17 protein-coding genes and 1 riboswitch are annotated in these 16,163 nt (G+C 45.5%); of the genes, 13 read left to right on the top strand and 4 right to left on the bottom strand.

From position 1 onward, the window contains the following. The first annotated feature begins 13 nt into the window (after nt 1–13). The 7 genes from ADS79_RS15580 to ADS79_RS15615 all read left to right on the top strand — a co-directional run bounded on the left by ADS79_RS15580 (nt 14) and on the right by ADS79_RS15615 (nt 8,100). Nucleotides 14–1,120, top strand: a complete 1,107-nt coding sequence (locus ADS79_RS15580) for a GerAB/ArcD/ProY family transporter (RefSeq protein ID WP_049739353.1) — start codon at nt 14–16, stop codon at nt 1,118–1,120. Then, nucleotides 1,117–2,292: a Ger(x)C family spore germination protein gene (locus tag ADS79_RS15585; protein ID WP_141261110.1), complete on the top strand. Its 1,176-nt coding sequence runs from the start codon at nt 1,117–1,119 to the stop codon at nt 2,290–2,292. The genes ADS79_RS15580 and ADS79_RS15585 overlap by 4 nt, the downstream gene beginning before the upstream one ends. Nucleotides 2,293–2,323: 31 nt before the next feature. Beyond that, complete coding sequence (locus ADS79_RS15590; protein ID WP_049741009.1) at nt 2,324–3,772, top strand: FMN-binding glutamate synthase family protein; 1,449 nt, start codon at nt 2,324–2,326, stop codon at nt 3,770–3,772. Then, nucleotides 3,769–4,518, top strand: a complete 750-nt coding sequence (locus tag ADS79_RS15595) for a YqjF family protein (protein WP_236699996.1) — start codon at nt 3,769–3,771, stop codon at nt 4,516–4,518. The genes ADS79_RS15590 and ADS79_RS15595 overlap by 4 nt, the downstream gene beginning before the upstream one ends. Before the next feature lie 21 nt (nt 4,519–4,539). Then, nucleotides 4,540–5,721, top strand: coding sequence for a Ger(x)C family spore germination protein (locus ADS79_RS15600; protein ID WP_049739355.1), 1,182 nt, complete (start codon nt 4,540–4,542; stop codon nt 5,719–5,721). A 249-nt stretch (nt 5,722–5,970) separates the two neighbouring features. After that, complete coding sequence (locus ADS79_RS15610; RefSeq protein WP_049739357.1) at nt 5,971–7,095, top strand: GerAB/ArcD/ProY family transporter; 1,125 nt, start codon at nt 5,971–5,973, stop codon at nt 7,093–7,095. A gap of 105 nt (nt 7,096–7,200) precedes the next feature. Next, complete coding sequence (locus ADS79_RS15615) at nt 7,201–8,100, top strand: DMT family transporter (protein WP_049739358.1); 900 nt, start codon at nt 7,201–7,203, stop codon at nt 8,098–8,100. Nucleotides 8,101–8,145: 45 nt separating this feature from the next. On the opposite strand, the gene ADS79_RS15620 is transcribed toward ADS79_RS15615, so the two are convergent. Continuing rightward, on the bottom strand, nt 8,146–9,453 hold the full coding sequence (locus ADS79_RS15620) for an aminotransferase class I/II-fold pyridoxal phosphate-dependent enzyme (RefSeq protein WP_049739359.1): 1,308 nt from the start codon (nt 9,451–9,453) through the stop codon (nt 8,146–8,148). 181 nt (nt 9,454–9,634) lie between these two features. On the opposite strand from ADS79_RS15620, the gene def reads away from it, so the two are divergent. From def to ADS79_RS35460, 3 genes are all read left to right on the top strand, one after another. Continuing rightward, complete coding sequence (def, locus tag ADS79_RS15625) at nt 9,635–10,159, top strand: peptide deformylase (RefSeq protein ID WP_049739360.1); 525 nt, start codon at nt 9,635–9,637, stop codon at nt 10,157–10,159. A 22-nt stretch (nt 10,160–10,181) separates the two neighbouring features. Continuing rightward, the gene (locus ADS79_RS15630; protein WP_049739361.1) at nt 10,182–11,192 is read left to right on the top strand and encodes a homoserine dehydrogenase; all 1,011 of its coding nucleotides are present in this window, start codon (nt 10,182–10,184) and stop codon (nt 11,190–11,192) included. A gap of 115 nt (nt 11,193–11,307) precedes the next feature. Next, complete coding sequence (locus ADS79_RS35460) at nt 11,308–11,487, top strand: hypothetical protein (protein WP_049739362.1); 180 nt, start codon at nt 11,308–11,310, stop codon at nt 11,485–11,487. A gap of 65 nt (nt 11,488–11,552) precedes the next feature. Here ADS79_RS35460 and ADS79_RS15640 read toward each other — a convergent pair whose 3' ends face one another. Then, nucleotides 11,553–12,323 carry a CAP domain-containing protein gene (locus tag ADS79_RS15640; protein WP_049739363.1) on the bottom strand — a complete coding sequence of 257 codons (771 nt, stop codon included), beginning with the start codon at nt 12,321–12,323 and terminating at the stop codon, nt 11,553–11,555. Between the two features lie 7 nt (nt 12,324–12,330). After that, nucleotides 12,331–12,481, bottom strand: a riboswitch (cyclic di-AMP (ydaO/yuaA leader). A 60-nt stretch (nt 12,482–12,541) separates the two neighbouring features. Continuing rightward, nucleotides 12,542–12,883 (bottom strand): rhodanese-like domain-containing protein, encoded by a 342-nt coding sequence (locus ADS79_RS15645; RefSeq protein WP_049739364.1) that lies wholly within the window; start codon nt 12,881–12,883, stop codon nt 12,542–12,544. 423 nt (nt 12,884–13,306) lie between these two features. On the opposite strand from ADS79_RS15645, the gene ADS79_RS15650 reads away from it, so the two are divergent. Further along, complete coding sequence (locus ADS79_RS15650; RefSeq protein WP_023556900.1) at nt 13,307–13,510, top strand: cold-shock protein; 204 nt, start codon at nt 13,307–13,309, stop codon at nt 13,508–13,510. A gap of 94 nt (nt 13,511–13,604) precedes the next feature. Here the strand turns inward: ADS79_RS15650 and ADS79_RS15655 are convergent, their stop codons facing one another. Continuing rightward, nucleotides 13,605–14,156 (bottom strand): TetR/AcrR family transcriptional regulator, encoded by a 552-nt coding sequence (locus ADS79_RS15655; protein ID WP_174769641.1) that lies wholly within the window; start codon nt 14,154–14,156, stop codon nt 13,605–13,607. Nucleotides 14,157–14,418: 262 nt separating this feature from the next. Between ADS79_RS15655 and ADS79_RS15660 the strand changes: the two genes are divergently transcribed. Then, entirely contained in the window at nt 14,419–15,168 is a 750-nt protein-coding gene (locus tag ADS79_RS15660) for an SDR family NAD(P)-dependent oxidoreductase (protein WP_049739366.1), read from the top strand. Nucleotides 15,169–15,306: 138 nt separating this feature from the next. After that, a complete protein-coding gene (locus tag ADS79_RS15665) occupies nt 15,307–16,113 on the top strand; it encodes a phosphotransferase family protein (protein ID WP_236699997.1) in 807 nt (268 codons plus the stop codon). Nucleotides 16,114–16,163: the final 50 nt, after the last annotated feature.

Consider the following 16,163-nt stretch of genomic DNA (forward strand, 5'->3'; position numbering starts at 1 on the left):
GGAATCAGGATACATGCTGGAGACAGGAAAAATATCTGCCTTACAAATGGGATTGACGATTTATCCAGTCTTGATGTCTACCGCCATGCTGGCTGGACCCAATGTCATGGCGAAGGAAGCTATGAACGATTTGTGGATCTCACCGATCTGGGCCTCACTGATCGGCTTTGCATGTGTAATCATTGCTCATCAACTACACGAGAAATATCCGCAAAAAACGATTATCGAGCAGATCGAGGAAATTTTAGGCAAGCTGTTTGGGAAGGTAGTTGGCTTCTTCTACTTGTTCTTTTTTCTACAGCTAAGTGCTTTTATTGTTAGAGAGTATGCAGATTTCATTGCCATCTTTTTAAAGGATACGCCACTAAGCGTAATTTCTGGCGTGCTGGTTCTCGTTAGCGCCATGGCAGTGACTGGAGGTGTGGAAGTTGTGGTCAGGTCAGCACAGTTTTTTTTTCCGCTATTTGTGATTCCTTTGCTGATCATGATTGGACTGATCTTCCCTGATTTGGAGCCACAAAACATCTTTCCGATTCTGGGGAATGGCTTGCTTCCATCACTGAAGGGAGCAATGACTCCACAAGGCTGGTTCAGTGAAGTGTTTCTCATCTCCTTTTTTCTGCCTTTCCTTGCTGATGAGAAGAAGGGGAAGCGATCGGGAATGGTGACTGTTGGATTCGTCATGATCTCGATGTGCATCGTGAATTTGGTCACCTACTTTTTGATGGGCGATGCAACTGGACGTATCCTGTTCCCGGTCATGGATACAGCGAGGTACATCAGTGTCGCCGATTTTTTTGAGAATCTGGAGTCTGGAGTCATGGCTATCTGGGTGATTGGGGCATATGTAAAGGTTTCTGTGTTTTACTACGTGACGGTTCTGGGAACAGCACAATGGTTGAAGCTCACAACCTACAGGCCCATAGTACTCCCGATTGGGCTTCTGACTGTGGTTTTCAGTTTTTGGGGATTGCCTAATTTCGCTGTAATAGGAGATTTGCATCTGTTTACGATCCCTGTTGTGCTCTTTTTGTTTTGTTGTTTCTTTCCGGCGATCCTGTTAGTGATTTCTGTATGGAAAAAGAACAACACCGCCTATAAAGGAGTTCGATCCGGATGAGGACCTGGTTCGTGGTTCTTGTCTTTTGCAGTTTACTTGCTGCAGGTTGCTGGGATCGCACGGAAATCAATGATTTGGCCATTGTAACAGCGGCAGCGATCGATCATGAGAAAGACCATCAAATCAGATTAAGCATTCAGGTGTTTATCCCGCGAGAGCTTACAACTGGACAAGGGGGGACGGGAAGTGGTGGAGGCGAGCTGACAACTGTTTACAGCGGAACAGGTGTAAATATATCGGATGCGATGTCAAAGGTACAAGCCAAGCTGCCTCGCAAAATATTTTGGGGGCATTGCAAGGTGTATTTGTTTGGTGAGGAAGCTGCGAAACAGGGGATGTCAGAGCATATCGACTTTCTCGTGCGACATCCTGGCCCACGTAACCGAGCTTACTTGTATGTAACGAAAGGAAAAGCAAAAGAGGGTCTAGCGATTAAAACCGTGCTGGAACGCTCTTCTGCAGAGGCACTTCGTGAATTTGCCAGTATGCATATTGGAATGGCAGTGACACTGGTAGACTACAGAAACATGCTAAAAAGCGAGTCTGAGACGGTTGCTGTACCTATGATTGAAAATGGGGCCAAGTTGAAAACGCCCGTTCAAATCCAAACAAAATCAATCCTCATTGGCACAGCTATCTTTAAGAAGGATAAAATGATCGGTCATATTTCTCCAAAGGTTACTCGCGGTCTCTTGTGGCTACGAAATGAAGTGACCCAAGCGGCAATTACGGTTCGGCCACCGCATGTAAAAGGGATTGTCTCTGTCATGCCGAGTCGCTCCCGCGTAACACTTGACCCTGTGATTAAGAATGGCAAGTGGAGCATGGTGGTAAAAGTCGACTCAGAAGGAGATGTTGTAGAAAATGGAACCTTGCTCAATCTGATGAATCCGGATTTACTCTCGATCGTGCAAAAAGCCGTTCGGGATGATATTCAAGCGCGGATAACATTTTCACTTGAGACCTTGCAAAAGGAATTGAAAGCTGACGTAGCAAACTTTGCGGGTGCTTTTCACCGAAAGTATCCAAAAGAGTGGGAGCAGAACAAGGAACAATGGGAACAGATTTATCCAAAAATCGAGGTGAAAAACCAAATCAACGTAAAAATCCGCCGCCCTGGCTTGATCTCAGCACCTGCTGGGGTTCGCGAGGAGGACGTCATCAATAAGTAGAGTGATGGAGGTGGAAGAAAGGGGGGTAAGCATGGATGGAAGGTGGATTCCCTTTTTCATAGGCTCTTTTGCAGGAACGATCCTGGCAGCACTTTGTCTTGGCCTGATTATGTTCCTGGGCTTTAAATCGATTACGCAATGGCTGCTAGGGCGTTTTATGAAGCGGTTGATGTCAGATCGTTATCCGGAGAACATCTTTGAAATGGTATCTGCCATGACAAAGGTTAGTCCGCGGATCGTCCTGGAAAATAGCCTGCGAGCAGCTTCCGGTCAAGCGATAGAGCGCCCATTTGGCAGTCCTCGCAAATTTTTAAACTTTGATGGACTCATTTTCTCACCGGCACAGCTGGCTGTCTTGCCTGCGCATGAGGATGAAGAAGTAGATATGAGTATCACGATTGGACCGATGGCCAAGAAACCATTGAAGCTCGATATCCCCGTAATGGCAGGAGCAATGGGATTTGGCATAGGAATCAGTGAGAGTGTAAAAATTGCGATAGCAAAAGGTACAGCAGCCGCCGGAACCTTAACCAATACGGGAGAGGGACCTCTTCTTCCCGAAGAACGGCAATTTGCCAAGCATTTGGTGATTCAATATAATTCCGGACCTTGGGCGAAGGAACCGGAAACGTTAAAGCAAGCGGATGCGATCGAAATTCATTTTGGACAAGGGGCAACTGCCGCAGCCGCAAGCTTTATTCCAGCCGAGTACCTAAAAGGCAAAGCTAGCAAGCTAATGGGTGTCGAAGGTGAGGAGATGGTCGTCATTCCTTCTAGGCAGCCGGAGGTTAACAGCAAAGACGACTTACTGAAGCTCGTTGATAAGCTGAGGACGATAACCGGCGGCGTGCCGATTGGCGTCAAGATTTGTGCGAGTGTGATCTTGGAAGCAGATTTGGAGATTGCAATACAGGCAGGCGTCGATTTTATCAGTATCGACGGAGGGCAAGCCGGTACAAAAGGCGGGCCTCCAATCCTGGAGGATGACTTTGGCCTGCCGACCATTTATGCATTGACTCGTGCGGCTCGCTACTTACAAGAGCGTGGAGTGAAAGACAAAATTACGCTACTTTCTGGTGGAGGCTACAGCAATCCCGGGGAATGCTTGAAAGCGATAGCGCTAGGGGCAGATGGGATTTTTATGGGAACCTCAATGCTCTGGGCGATGACTCATGACCAAGTGACGAAGGCAATACCATGGGAGCCGCCTACCATGTTAACCAATTATCCGGGCACACTGAAAGATAAATTCAACCCTGATGAAGCGACACAGTATTTGACCAACTTTTTTCTGGCGTTTGTGGATGAAATGGAAATCGCCCTTTTAGCGATGGGGAAGACATCATTGTCGGAGGTCACGATAAACGATCTTGCGGCATTAGATGAATTGACAAGCAAGGTAACAAGGGTCCCTCTCGCGTATCAATCCCCCTCTGAAGAAGAAAAAGGGGGAGCAACGGGGCAGGCTGGCAAGGAGTGATTCGTATCAACGAGGAGATTATCCAAATCAAACAGCCATTTCAAAGGCATGGATGGATCATGATGCAAACCTGGGAGCATTTATTGTTTCTTCACTGGGCGGTTCCGCCAAAAGTCCTCCGAAGTCTTATTCCCCAAGAGCTAGAAATCGACACTTATCAAGGCATGGCATGGCTAGGGATCATTCCTTTTTTGATGAGTGGGGTTCGGCTGCGGCGATTGCCAATGATTCCGTTTACGTCTACCTTTCCTGAAATCAATGTGAGGACGTACGTAAAGGCAAAACAAAAATCAGGTGTTTATTTCCTCTCATTGGATGCCTCAAATCCGTTAATAACCGCCATTGCAAAGCAGTGGTATCGACTGCCTTATTTTCAAGCAAGCATGCGTTTTGCGAAGCAAGCGCATTCCATCGAGTTTGATTCAGGCAGGAGGGAAAAGCATAGTCCGCCTGTACAGTTTTCGGGTACGTATGAACCGGTTGGAAATGCCTTTGCGTCCGATAAAGAGACGATTGAGCATTGGCTAACGGAGCGCTACACGCTGTTTTGTCAATGCGACCACTCGAAGCGGCTCTATTATGCAGATGTGTACCATGAGCCGTGGGCTTTGCAAAAAGCTATCGTCCAGCTAAGAGAAAACACGATGACAAAAAGGTTATCGATTCCACTAGAACCACAACCAGACCTCGCTTTTTATGCGCGCGGTGTTCAGAGCTATGTATGGCCAATTACGAGACTCTACTGACAGGGAGGCAGAGATGAGCTGATGAAGAAGATCATACTCATTCCTTTGAGCCTTCTCTGTATTCTCATGCAAAGTGGCTGTTGGGATCGGATCGAAATTAACGATTTAGCCATTATTACCGCAGTAGCGTTCGACAAGGCAAGCGAGAAAGAAATCGAGCTTTCTGCACAAGTCTTCATTCCCCGTTCGTTTAGTGGCGGTACGGCTTCCAGCTCCAGTAACAAAAGCCCAGTGACGCTCTCTCGCACGACAAAAGGGGTGAATGTGGCGGATGCTTTGTCCAAAATGCAGGCAAATCTTCCCCGGAAGGTTTTTTGGGGGCATTGCAAGATCTACATATATGGGGAAGAGCTGGCCAAGGAAGGAATTACAGAGCTAGTCGATTTTTTAACGCGTCATCCAGAGCCGCGCAATCGAGCGTATATGTACGTGAGTAAAGGAAAGGCAAAAGAAATGCTCAGCTTAACACCCACTCTTGAAATCAATTCAGCAGAAGTCGTGAGAAAGCTTTCAGGTCTTGATGTTGGTATGAAGGTGACGCTTCTTGAACTGCAAAAGATGCTGGAAGGGAACGAGAAAACCGCAGTGTTGCCGATGATTTCGATTATGAAACCCGAAAAAGCAGCGCAACCAATGAAAACCAATCCATATTTAATCGGAACAGCCGTTTTCAAAGATGGGAAAATGAGCGGTCTCTTATCTGAACGCTACACAAGAGGGGCTATGTGGATACGAAATGAAATTGCCTCCACAACCGTAACGGTTAAAGCCAAAAGCGTGCGCGGCTTTGTCTCGCTCAACCCGATTCGTGAAGTGACCAAGCTGATTCCAAAGATTGAGAATGGGAAATGGAAAATGCTCGTTGAAGTTGAGACGGAAGGGGATCTGATTCAGAACGGCACCAACCTGGACCTCACTGTACCCAAGCTGATGAAAATAATGGAGAATGCTTTGCGGGATGACATCGAAACGCGGATCAAAGGCACACTCGCTATGGCACAAAAAGAACTCAAGGCGGATATTTTCGATTTTGCTACTCATTTTCGGCGAAAGTATCCGCGAGAGTTTGCTGCAGTAAAGGACAAGTGGGAGCAGGTATTCCCGAAGGTGGAAGTGGAGGTAGTTGTGAAAGCTTATATACGTCGTCCAGGCTTATCCACGATCCCAGGAGGTATTCCTGAATCAGAGGTGAGAAAAAAGTGAGATGGCCGGCTATTTTTGGACTTACTCTCGTTGTCGCGCTCATTTTGATCGTGGAACGAAAAAGAATAAAGAGAAGTACAGGCAAATCGAAAATGACTTTTCTATTCTTAACGTTTGCGGGATGGGTGATTGGGGTCCTACTCCTGATTTTTCCCAATATGCCAGGTCCCTCACAGGTATGGTTAGTGATTTTTAAGCCCCTCTACAACATGGTAGGACTACATTGACAAACGACAAGGTGAGAAGGATATGACCGAAAAAACAACGATATCCGAAATGCAAATGGGGCTCCTGTTGTTCCCTGTCATCGTGGCAACAGCGGACCTCATCGTCCCTGCCATTACAACCAAATATGCGCACAGAGATATGTGGCTGTCGCCGGTTTGTGCTTCGGTTATCGGTTTTCTGACCGTCTATCTTATATATAAATTACATGCTCTATACCCGGGGCAAACAATCATTCAATACAGTACACAAATTATAGGGGATATCCCTGGGAAAATCGTTGGCCTTATTATTTTGTACAATCTACTCTATAGTGACGGTAACATTTTGAGATTGTATGGTGAGTTTATCGTAGGCTCATTTTTGTATAAAACACCTCTTTTCGTGGTCATGGGCAGTATGATCTTGCTTTGTGCATTCACAATTCGATCTGGAATAGAGGCACTCGCTCGGGCTGCTCATCTATTGGTACCACTCCTCTTTTTGTTTTACATGGGCATCGTTATTCTGATGCTTCCCTTTATGAAAGCTGAGAACTTCTTTCCTGTTCTGGAAAACGGCTTTATTCCTGTACTCCGTGGTGCCATAGCTCCGCAAGGATGGTTCAGTGAAGTCATTTTGTTTTCCTTTTTGATTCCATTCGTATCGCATGAAAAAAAGGGGATGAAAACTGGATTTGTCATTGTCAGTATTGCGGCTGTTTCGTTGCTATCTTTGAATTTGTCTGCGTTATTGATACTAGGTCAAGAGGTAGGGACGATGACGTACCCCTTTTACACCGCTGTTCAAATGATTAGTTATGCTGATTTTTTTGAAAACCTGGATGCCATTGTGATCGCGATATGGGTAGCAGGGGCTTTTGTGAAAATATCGATGTTTTATTTTGCATTAACTCTCGGAACGGCGCAGTGGGTGGGGATGGAAGACTATCGCCTGCTCGTCTTGCCACTTGGTTTATTACTCATGATATTTAGCTATTGGACAGCACCCGATCTGTCATCGATTGTTAGCAACATCGGAAAAACAATAGGGTTTCAAACCACAGGGATATTCAGTGTCTTTCCGTTGCTGCTTTACATGATTGCCCAGCTTCGCATGAGGTATGGGTCCAAAACGGGTAAGTCTTTTGCTGCTGATTCAAAAAAATAAGTGATCGATTAGAAAAGGATAAGAGAAATCAAGGTAATAAGATAAAGGATTTTACAGTCGCGATGGAAAATAGTAGGAGGGAGAAGAGGAAGGAGAGAAAAACCTATGCTGCTTGCCTACGTGCAATTAGCCCTATCAATGGCTTTTGTAGGCATTAACATTTCGATCGGAAAAGAGATTGTTTCGCATGTTCCTGTGTTTTTGTTTTCTGAGCTGCGCTTTTTAATCGCAATCCTGATTCTGTTGCCATTGCTTGCTTCGCGAGGTGAATGGAAAGCTTCCTGGAGCAGAGAGGAAGGCACAGTTTTATTTTGGCAATCGTTTTTCGGCGTATTTCTGTTTAGTATTTGCATGCTCTACGGAGTAAAATGGACGAGCGCAACAGCCGCAGGCATCATTACAAGTACGGTACCCGCGTGCATCGCCTTGTTTTCCTTTTGGCTTCTCAAGGAAAAGCTGCAAATGAACAACATGATTGCCATTTTGCTCTCTGTGTGTGGTATCGCGTTCATTACTTTTACAAGAGGTGCTGAGGAGCAGTCGCTTTTAAGCATGCTGGGCAATACTCTTGTTTTCCTGGCAGTTGTCAGTGAAGCGTTATTTACGATCTTTGCCAAACGATTGGCTGGAAAGATTACGCCTTTTCAGATGACAACGGCAATCAATGTAATCAGCTTTGTCTTATTTTTGCCTTTTGCGATTTGGGAAAGCCTTCACTTTGATTGGGGAAGCGTGCCTTTTAGTGTCTGGGGGTTGATCTTGTACTATGCAATTACAGCAAGCGTACTCTCATTCTTCTTCTGGTATAAAGGTGTGGCAAAGGTCGAGGCATCCAAAGCAGGTCTGTTTACTGGGATGATGCCGATTAGTGCGGCTCTTGTCGCCATTTTTCTCTTGAATGAAATTTTTACCCGGACGCATGCGATCGGGATGTCTCTCGTTCTTGCGTCGATCTTCGTTGGTACGATGCGCATACGACGAAAAGAGGTTACATTGCAGAAATAAGAAAAAAAGCGTTCTGGCTTTACTGCCAAAACGCTTTTTGTTTTCTTACTTAGCAAGTACGTTTTCCAAATCTTTTACACCGCTGTAGATGAGATTGAACAGCTCGTCGATTCCGTCTTCTTCGATGCAAGAGAAGGCAACACGCAGGTCTGTTTGACCCAGAGCAATCGTACCAACACCGTATTGGTCCAGCAAATGATTACGGAGTGTTTCTGCATCGACCGTTTTCAATTTGAGGCACATGAAATAGCCGGAGTTGAAAGGGTAATAGCCCCATGCATCATCAAACTTGCCTGTGTCGAGCAACTGTTTGACGCGGTTTGCGCGACCTTTCATAATATCAAACTTCTCTTGCTTCTGCGCATGGAATTCAGGAGAAGTGAGAGCGTGCAGAACAAAGGTTTGAGAAGGATGAGCACCGCTGGAAATCGTAGCGCGGATAATACCCAATGTTTTTTGTTCCAGTGCAATTAACAGATCGCTGGATGGAGCAGCGTACGTAATGAAACCGACGCGGAACCCCCATACATATTCTTCCTTTGTTGCGCCATCTACTTTAATGGGCAAGATACGAGGATTCAGGTCACACAAATTCGCGAACATCGATTCAGTCATTGAATCTTCAAAGAACAAGCCAAAATAGGCATCGTCCGTAACAACAACGAGATTGATACCAGCTTCAGCGCCTTCTTTGAGAACTTCTACGATTTGGCGTCCTTCTTCTGCTCCTGGTGTATAACCAGTTGGGTTGTTCGGGAAGTTGAGAACAATGATTGCTTTCCCTTTTTCTTTTTGTGCGAAAATCGCGTCACGCAATCCAGCAGCATTAAATTTCATTTCATCGTTATATAACGGGTAGTATACCATTTCCGCACCACGACGGATGCCGAAAGTGAGCTCGTAGTTTTCCCAGTTTTTGTCTGGGATGATCACACTGTCACCATTATCTGCATACAGATCAGCCACTACGCTCAATCCATGAGTCAGGGCATTGGTCACGATTGGATTACTGAATGATTTGGTAGCCAGGGAAGGCTGCTCTTCAATCATTTTTTTGCGCCATGCAGCGCGCAGCTCAGGTTTTCCTGCCGGAGGAGCATACTCATACAAATCTTTTGGGGCAAAGGCAGACAGGTTATCCTGAATGACCTTCAAATGCATAGGTTGCCCGTTTTCGAGTGCAATCCCGATGGTCGCATTGTATTTTTTTGCTTTTGCTTTCGCTTCTGCTGATTGGCTAAGAATCCCTTCTTTTGGGAAATAAATCTGTTTTCCGATATTGGACAGCATGTCAAAAACGTGTGGATTTTCCCGCTGAATGGTTTCGTTCAGCTGTGTTGCTATTGAATGCATGATAGCCTCCCTCTTCATTTAGAACATCTGTATGTTTACCAATAAAGATAGCGTATCTACGCACATTTGTCATCTATCATGGGATCATTTTTCAGATTTTTACACGGAATTCCTTTGACATTGACGAGGTGGCTTTGCTACCGTGAAAGCAACGAAGTATGTTGTGCGGGAGGAGTAGCATATGGCAGAGCGCATGATTATCCGCTTGGGCGATCCTTTATTGCGTGAAGTGTCAAAGCGAGTCCATACGATTACCCCACAGACAGAAAAAATTTTAGATGATATGGCACAGACGCTCTATAGTGATAAAGGCAGGGCTGGCTTGTCCGCTATTCAGATTGGCATACCCAAACAGTTGGTCGTAATGGACTGTGGAACTGGCTTGATCGAGCTGATAAATCCGATCATATTGGAACGGTCAGGGGCACAAACAGGACCGGAAGCATGCCTCTCGATTCCAGGGGTAATCGGTTATGTAACGCGCGCCGCTATTGTCAAGGTAGAGACGTACACACGCCATGGGGAGATTGTCACGATAGAGGCAAAGGATTTATTGGCTCGATGCATCCAACATGAGATGGACCATTTGGAAGGAATTCTGTTCATTGATTACGTAGATGAGCTGTACGCGGTGAGGTCGGGGAAGAAATTGAAGCCACGAGATGCTGATCCTATCTTGCTTCAGCGCAGAGTCATACGCAAATAAGGCAGACACGGGGTGGAACAAAATGAAACGTTGGAATATTGTCATTACAGGATTTGGATCAGTCGGTAAGCAGGTAGCACGGTTATTAGATAAAAGGCATGCGTACTATAAGGAAAAATACAAAGCTGATGTCAGACTGGTAGGGGTTGCACGCTCTGCAGGAGGCTGTTTCCATCCTGATGGATTGTCAGTTCCACAGTGGGAAGACTTCGCGGCGCAGAGGCAGATTACAGAAAGCTCTTTTGACGGCGCTGCTTTTTTGTCCGACAGTAACGCAGATATTTTGATTGAAGCAGGCCCGACCGATATTCAGACAGGTGGCTCCGGTCTTGTTTACATACGCCAGGCTTTCGTGCAAGGGATGCATGCCATCACGATATCAAAAGGGGCTTTGGTCGTTGATTATGCCGGTTTGTCGAAGCTTGCTAAACAAAATAACGTCATGCTGAAAATTAGTGGTGCGACAGCAGCGGCGTTACCAACCATCGATTTATTACAATACAACCTGGCTGGTTGTGAGGTGCGGGCTATTGAGGGAATTTTTACTGGGACGACGAATTACGTTCTTACGCGAATGATGGAAGACGGTTTGTCACATGAGGAAGCTATTCGTGATGCGCAAAAGCTGGGGATTGCTGAACCTGATCCAAGCTATGATATTGACGGCTGGGATACCGCCTGCAAGGTCACCATTTTGGCGAATGCTGCTTTTGGAGCTTCGTTGCAGCTACAAGATGTTCCAAAAACGAGCGTAAGGGACGTATCCACTGACCATATCTCCTTTTGGAAGCAGCAAGGCAAGATTCCAAAGCTGATTGGCAGCATCCGCAAAACAGACAATGGAATTGCGGCATCAGTCGAATTACAAGCGATAGATACTGCACATCCTTTTGCCCATGTAACCGGGACGACAAAAGCCATACGAGTCGAGACAGACGTCATGGGTGATCTTTTGGTCGTAGGTGGAAAATCTGATCCAGTTGCTGCCGCTGCAGCCGCACTCAAGGATCTTGAACATATTATTAGCAGGTAAAAAGCTGCTTATAACAGGTGCGATTCGATTCCCATTGTTTTGTGAGGATGCCCGCGATGGACTCGCTCATACTAAGCAGGCAACAGGGTAAAAACACTCTGAGGAGGCCTGGGGGATGAATGATCATTCTGATTTCAATGCCGAGATGCAGCAAGTATCTGCTTATCCGACCAAGCAAAAAATCGGGCAGGAAGAAGTAGCACTCCTGAATGAACAGGATAGCTGCTGCTGTTCTGGGCAGTCTAGCTGCGACACGTCAAAGAATGGACAGGCTTCCAAGGCTGAACAAAGATAACGGTGAGCAATGAAGAAAGCCGAGCTCTCTACAGAAGAGAAGCTCGGCTTTCGCTTGTTGGTTGATTATCCGATAAATTCTTGTACCCAGTAACCATTTGTATAACCAACACCAATTTTAGTGAAGGCAGGATTCATAATGTTTTGGCGGTGACCTTCACTGTTCATCCATTGATTCATAACTTCTTCAGGACTGCGTTGACCCATGGCGATATTTTCACCGGCAGTCATAAAGGAGATGCCATACTTTTTCATCATATCAAATGGGGAACCGTATGTCGGGCTATTATGATCGAAATAGTTGTTGTTGGACATGTCAGCAGCTTTCGCAAGCGCTACATCCGAGAGAGCCGAGTCCAATTGAACAGGCTTAAGACCTGCTTTTGCACGCTCTTGGTTGACCAAGTCAGCAACTTGCTTCACGAAATTGGAGGCTTGAGCCTGGTTTGTTTCCTTAGCAGGTGTAGCTGCTGGTTGTGCAGGAGCTTGCTGTACTGGAGCTTGTTGTACTGGTGCCTGTTGTACAGGCGCTTGCTGCACTGGAGCTTGTACAGGTGCTTGTTGAGTAGGTTGAGCAAAATATTGCTTCGGTGCAAATTGTTGGCAATTTAAGAAATTGAACGGTTGATTCTGTTTAGAAACGGGCTGTGAATACGTTGGTAGAGAAGCTTGATTCGATTGCTTCTGCATTTGTTGCAGGAAAGGCATTAATTGAGATTGAAAGTTCGATTGAACTGGGCAATTTGTAGATGCAGCAAAAGCTGAGGTGGAGAAGCCTGTTAGGGCCAAGCCCAATCCTAGAGTCATAGCAATGGTAGCTGTACCAAAGCGTTTCATATTCACATCGTCTCCTTTTTTTAGCCTACGAGGTTAGTTGTCGGATTCGGATTGAGGAAACAACCCGTCGCCAGTGGCGATTCACCCCATGCGGATTTCCCCGCAAAAAAAAGTCCCCCGCACTTCCAATCGAGTGGAAGTTTCGGCGTATTGGTTTGGCATGACCCAGAATATCAGACTATCCCACCCGAAATAAAGGAGTAATATTTGGTAGTTAGCTACTCGTTATCGCGATTCTCTTCGTCCCAGGCGGTGAGTCCGCCTAGTAGGGCAGTGGCTTTGAACCCATTTTCACGCAGTAGTGCAGCAGCCTTCTGCGCTTTGTTTCCAGTCGTACAAATCGTTACGATCTGTGCATTTTCCATTTGTTTTTCCGTTTCATCATCGAATAGCTTGTCCGCTTCCTTCATAGATAGATAAGGGACGTTTTTGGTTGGTGCATTTGCATGAGATATGCTGCCCATAAGGAACTTGTTGTTATCTCTGACATCTAGTAAAATAAGGTTCAAGTTGTTATCTAACATCTGTTTTAATGTTTTACTATGTACAGTATCTGTCATGATCAAAATCCCTCCTATCTTTTATTGTATCAGATGCGAAAGCGCTTGTAGGAGTAGAGAGTTATTGATTTAATTGGACAAGCATGGTAGAATGATGTTGCTACTTGAAAAATCGAAGCCCATCAATTCATCGAGGTGTATGCTCATGGATTACGTTTTTGAATCCCCGATTCACACTGGCGCGGTCATCGGAGCCGCAAGGATGAAAGAGAGGAAGGGCTTTCGTTGTTTTAGGTTTTCAAAAAGCTATAACTTTGCAGTTCCGTCCTTACGACAATCGCATATATTCGAAGTAGATATTATTCACATATCATGAAGGCATATCACTTCACTACAAGGGGTATTTCTTCATGATATGTGAGTTTTATTGCTTCGGTAAATATGACTAGCATATTCAAATTGACTTTTTGGAGGTTTTTTTAAATGCAAACGAACGGAACAGTAAAATGGTTTAACGCAGAAAAAGGTTTCGGTTTCATTCAAGTAGAAGGCGGAGACGATGTATTCGTTCACTTCAGCGCAATCCAAGGCGACGGTTTCAAAACTTTGGATGAAGGTCAACGCGTTCAATTCAACATCGTTCAAGGCAACCGTGGTCCACAAGCTGAGAACGTAGTAAAACTGTAAGTCTCCTTATAAAAAAAGCTGTCCGTTCGCGGGCAGCTTTTTTCTTTTGTGCAATTTCAACGACAAGCCTGATTTTCCTTCGATCAAGGTTTCATTAAAAAGGGTTATTGGTATAAGGTCCTTTGGTTGCGATTCGAAGCAGGTTGCTTGCCATGTATTTCGGAGAGTAAGTCATATCGTTTTCCAACCACCAGATCATTACTCCTAAAAAAGCAGAAGCCGTGTAACGAATCACCATTTCCCTCGGGACAGAGAGCTCATTGTCCTTCGCCAGCACGGATGACAGCCCTTCCTGGACAAATCCTGCGAGAACCTCCTGCACCCGCATAACAAAATAGGGCATATGCTGCTTGGACAGCATCACACGGTAAAAGTCAGCGTGCTTGGCAATTTGTTCGAACATGCCAACAAAGGAAGACGGAGGCTCCTCAAGATCGGCAAAGGAAACTTCAGCGGTGTCCGTCATTTCCAGATTCGTGATCAATTCTTCGAGAATGTCGTCTGTGCTTGAAATCAGCAAATCCTGTTTGTCTCGATAATGCAGATAAAAGGTCGCCCGATTGATCGTTGCTCGATCCGTAATATCATGTACGGTAATACTTTCATATCCTCTTTCATCAATAAGGGAAACGAGGGCATCACGCATTAAGTGACGTGTACGAATGATCCGTGGGTCTACTTTTCTAGCTTTTGACAACAAAATGCAGCTCCTTGTTTAACTTTTATTGGTTCATCGACAAATTTGAATCAGGTGTTGCTTAAGCATCAGGTTGCGATTTTCTGTTGTTTGTCGAATAAAATGGGCGTTGTTATAATTATGTACGACACAGTGTTGTAAAAACAACTAGTTGTCTATTAAAGGCCAATTTATTCGTGAACTATTCATAAACAGAAAGGACGGATCGCAAATGAATCGTCTAGCTGGAAAAGTAGTAATCATTACGGGTGCTGCCATGGGTCAAGGTGCAGCGGAAGCAAAAATGTTTGCACAAGAAGGCGCAAGAATCGTTGCAACAGATATGCAGGAGGTAAAGCTGCAAGAGGTCGTGCAAGAAATCACAAATGCGGGTGGCAAGGCCATCGCTGTAAAGCATGATGTCGCTTCAGATGCAGATTGGCAAAACGTTGTAGAAAAAGCGGTACAAGCGTTTGGAAAAGTAGATGTATTGGTCAACAACGCGGGTGTGAGTACCGATAAAAAACTGGATCAATTTGAGTTGGAGCACTGGAATAAGGTTTTAAACATTAACCTGACTGGATGCGTCCTTGGTATGAAGTATGTGGTACCTGAAATGAAAAAAGTCGGGGGAGGCTCCATTATTCACATTTCCTCGATCGCCGGCTTGGTGGCTCTGAACTATACAAACGCTTACACCGCTTCCAAAGGTGCATTGCGTGCGCTTGCCAAAGCATCTGCGGTTGAGCTGGCTCATGATAACATCCGTGTGAACTCTGTTCATCCTGGCATTATTGTTACACCGATGATTCAGAAGGCATTAGATCAGGGAGCCCAACAGATGTTCGAGATGGGGACACCGTTGCCTCGTTTGGGAAAACCGGAAGATATTGCGTACGGTGTTCTTTTCCTCGCATCAGATGAGTCAAGCTTTGTTACGGGAACAGAAATCGTGATTGATGGCGGTTGGACCGCTCGCTAAGTTTAAGACAAGACGTCGGGAAAAAATCCTGACGTCTTTGTTTCTTTGCTGGAAAAGTTATGCTACAATACGTATTCCAATTCATGTAAAAACGCCTGTGCAATCAAGGCTAGTATGGCTTCAGGCAGGAGGGATACCGTGAGTGAATGGCTTGATCAGTTGCAAAATGAGATTCCGGCTCTCGCAAATGCAGTCCGTATAGAAAAGATTTTGAAAGGCTTTTCGACGGATGAGAAGTACAGGATTTACCCGGATCATGGAGAGAACCAATTGCTGCGGGTTTTTAAGCTCGACCAATGGGAGCAAAAAACAGTGGAATACGAAATTCTGGAGACTATCCAGACCCTGGGAGTCAAAGCCTCTTCGCCCATCGAGCTTGGCATGCACCAGCGGTTGGGGATCGGTTATATGATTCTCTCTTACTTGGAGGGAGAGGATGCGCGAGATGTCTTGGCAGAATTGTCCACTGACGAGCAGCAAAAAATCGGTTACAACGCTGGCAGAGAACTAGCGAAGATGCATCAGCTTTCTGCTCCTCCTAGCATTTCCTCCTGGTTTGACAGATGTGTCCCAAAGCATCGAAAGTACGTAAAGGCGTATCATGATTCTTCGCTTCGAATCAACCACACTGACAAAATCCTTGATTTCATCGAACAGCATCTACCTTATTTGAAAGAAAGGCCGAACCGTTTTTTGCATGACGATTTCCATGTTGGAAATTTGATTGTTCATAACCGGACTTATGCTGGGGTCATCGATTTCAATCGTTACGATTGGGGAGATCCGATTCACGAGTTCACCAAGCTTGCATTTTTCAGCAGAGAGAGCAGTGTTCCTTTTTGCCAGGGACAAATTGCTGGGTACTTCCAAAAAGCAGGGGAAATAGACTCCTTCTGGATTCTTTATTCGGTTTACACAGCGGGTTGTGCCTGCGTTGTTAGATGATATGGCGAGCCGGGTCAATCGAATAATCGAGGAACATCATGCATTCGAAC

Source organism: Brevibacillus reuszeri, from assembly GCF_001187725.1.
GTDB lineage: Bacteria > Bacillota > Bacilli > Brevibacillales > Brevibacillaceae > Brevibacillus > Brevibacillus reuszeri.

Excerpts from the sequence above, each read along its gene's own strand:
- ADS79_RS15580 (WP_049739353.1), top strand. The coding sequence starts at position 14 with ATGCTGGAGACAGGAAAAATATCTGCCTTACAAATGGGATTGACGATT.
- ADS79_RS15585 (WP_141261110.1), top strand. The coding sequence starts at position 1,117 with ATGAGGACCTGGTTCGTGGTTCTTGTCTTTTGCAGTTTACTTGCTGCA.
- ADS79_RS15650 (WP_023556900.1), top strand. The coding sequence starts at position 13,307 with ATGCAAACGAACGGAACAGTAAAATGGTTTAACGCAGAAAAAGGTTTC.
- ADS79_RS15655 (WP_174769641.1), bottom strand. The coding sequence starts at position 14,156 with ATGCGTGATGCCCTCGTTTCCCTTATTGATGAAAGAGGATATGAAAGT.
- ADS79_RS35460 (WP_049739362.1), top strand. The coding sequence starts at position 11,308 with ATGAATGATCATTCTGATTTCAATGCCGAGATGCAGCAAGTATCTGCT.
- ADS79_RS15640 (WP_049739363.1), bottom strand. The coding sequence starts at position 12,323 with ATGAAACGCTTTGGTACAGCTACCATTGCTATGACTCTAGGATTGGGC.
- ADS79_RS15600 (WP_049739355.1), top strand. The coding sequence starts at position 4,540 with ATGAAGAAGATCATACTCATTCCTTTGAGCCTTCTCTGTATTCTCATG.
- def (WP_049739360.1), top strand. The coding sequence starts at position 9,635 with ATGGCAGAGCGCATGATTATCCGCTTGGGCGATCCTTTATTGCGTGAA.
- ADS79_RS15615 (WP_049739358.1), top strand. The coding sequence starts at position 7,201 with ATGCTGCTTGCCTACGTGCAATTAGCCCTATCAATGGCTTTTGTAGGC.
- ADS79_RS15660 (WP_049739366.1), top strand. The coding sequence starts at position 14,419 with ATGAATCGTCTAGCTGGAAAAGTAGTAATCATTACGGGTGCTGCCATG.
- ADS79_RS15645 (WP_049739364.1), bottom strand. The coding sequence starts at position 12,883 with ATGACAGATACTGTACATAGTAAAACATTAAAACAGATGTTAGATAAC.
- ADS79_RS15590 (WP_049741009.1), top strand. The coding sequence starts at position 2,324 with ATGGATGGAAGGTGGATTCCCTTTTTCATAGGCTCTTTTGCAGGAACG.
- ADS79_RS15620 (WP_049739359.1), bottom strand. The coding sequence starts at position 9,453 with ATGCATTCAATAGCAACACAGCTGAACGAAACCATTCAGCGGGAAAAT.
- ADS79_RS15630 (WP_049739361.1), top strand. The coding sequence starts at position 10,182 with ATGAAACGTTGGAATATTGTCATTACAGGATTTGGATCAGTCGGTAAG.
- ADS79_RS15610 (WP_049739357.1), top strand. The coding sequence starts at position 5,971 with ATGACCGAAAAAACAACGATATCCGAAATGCAAATGGGGCTCCTGTTG.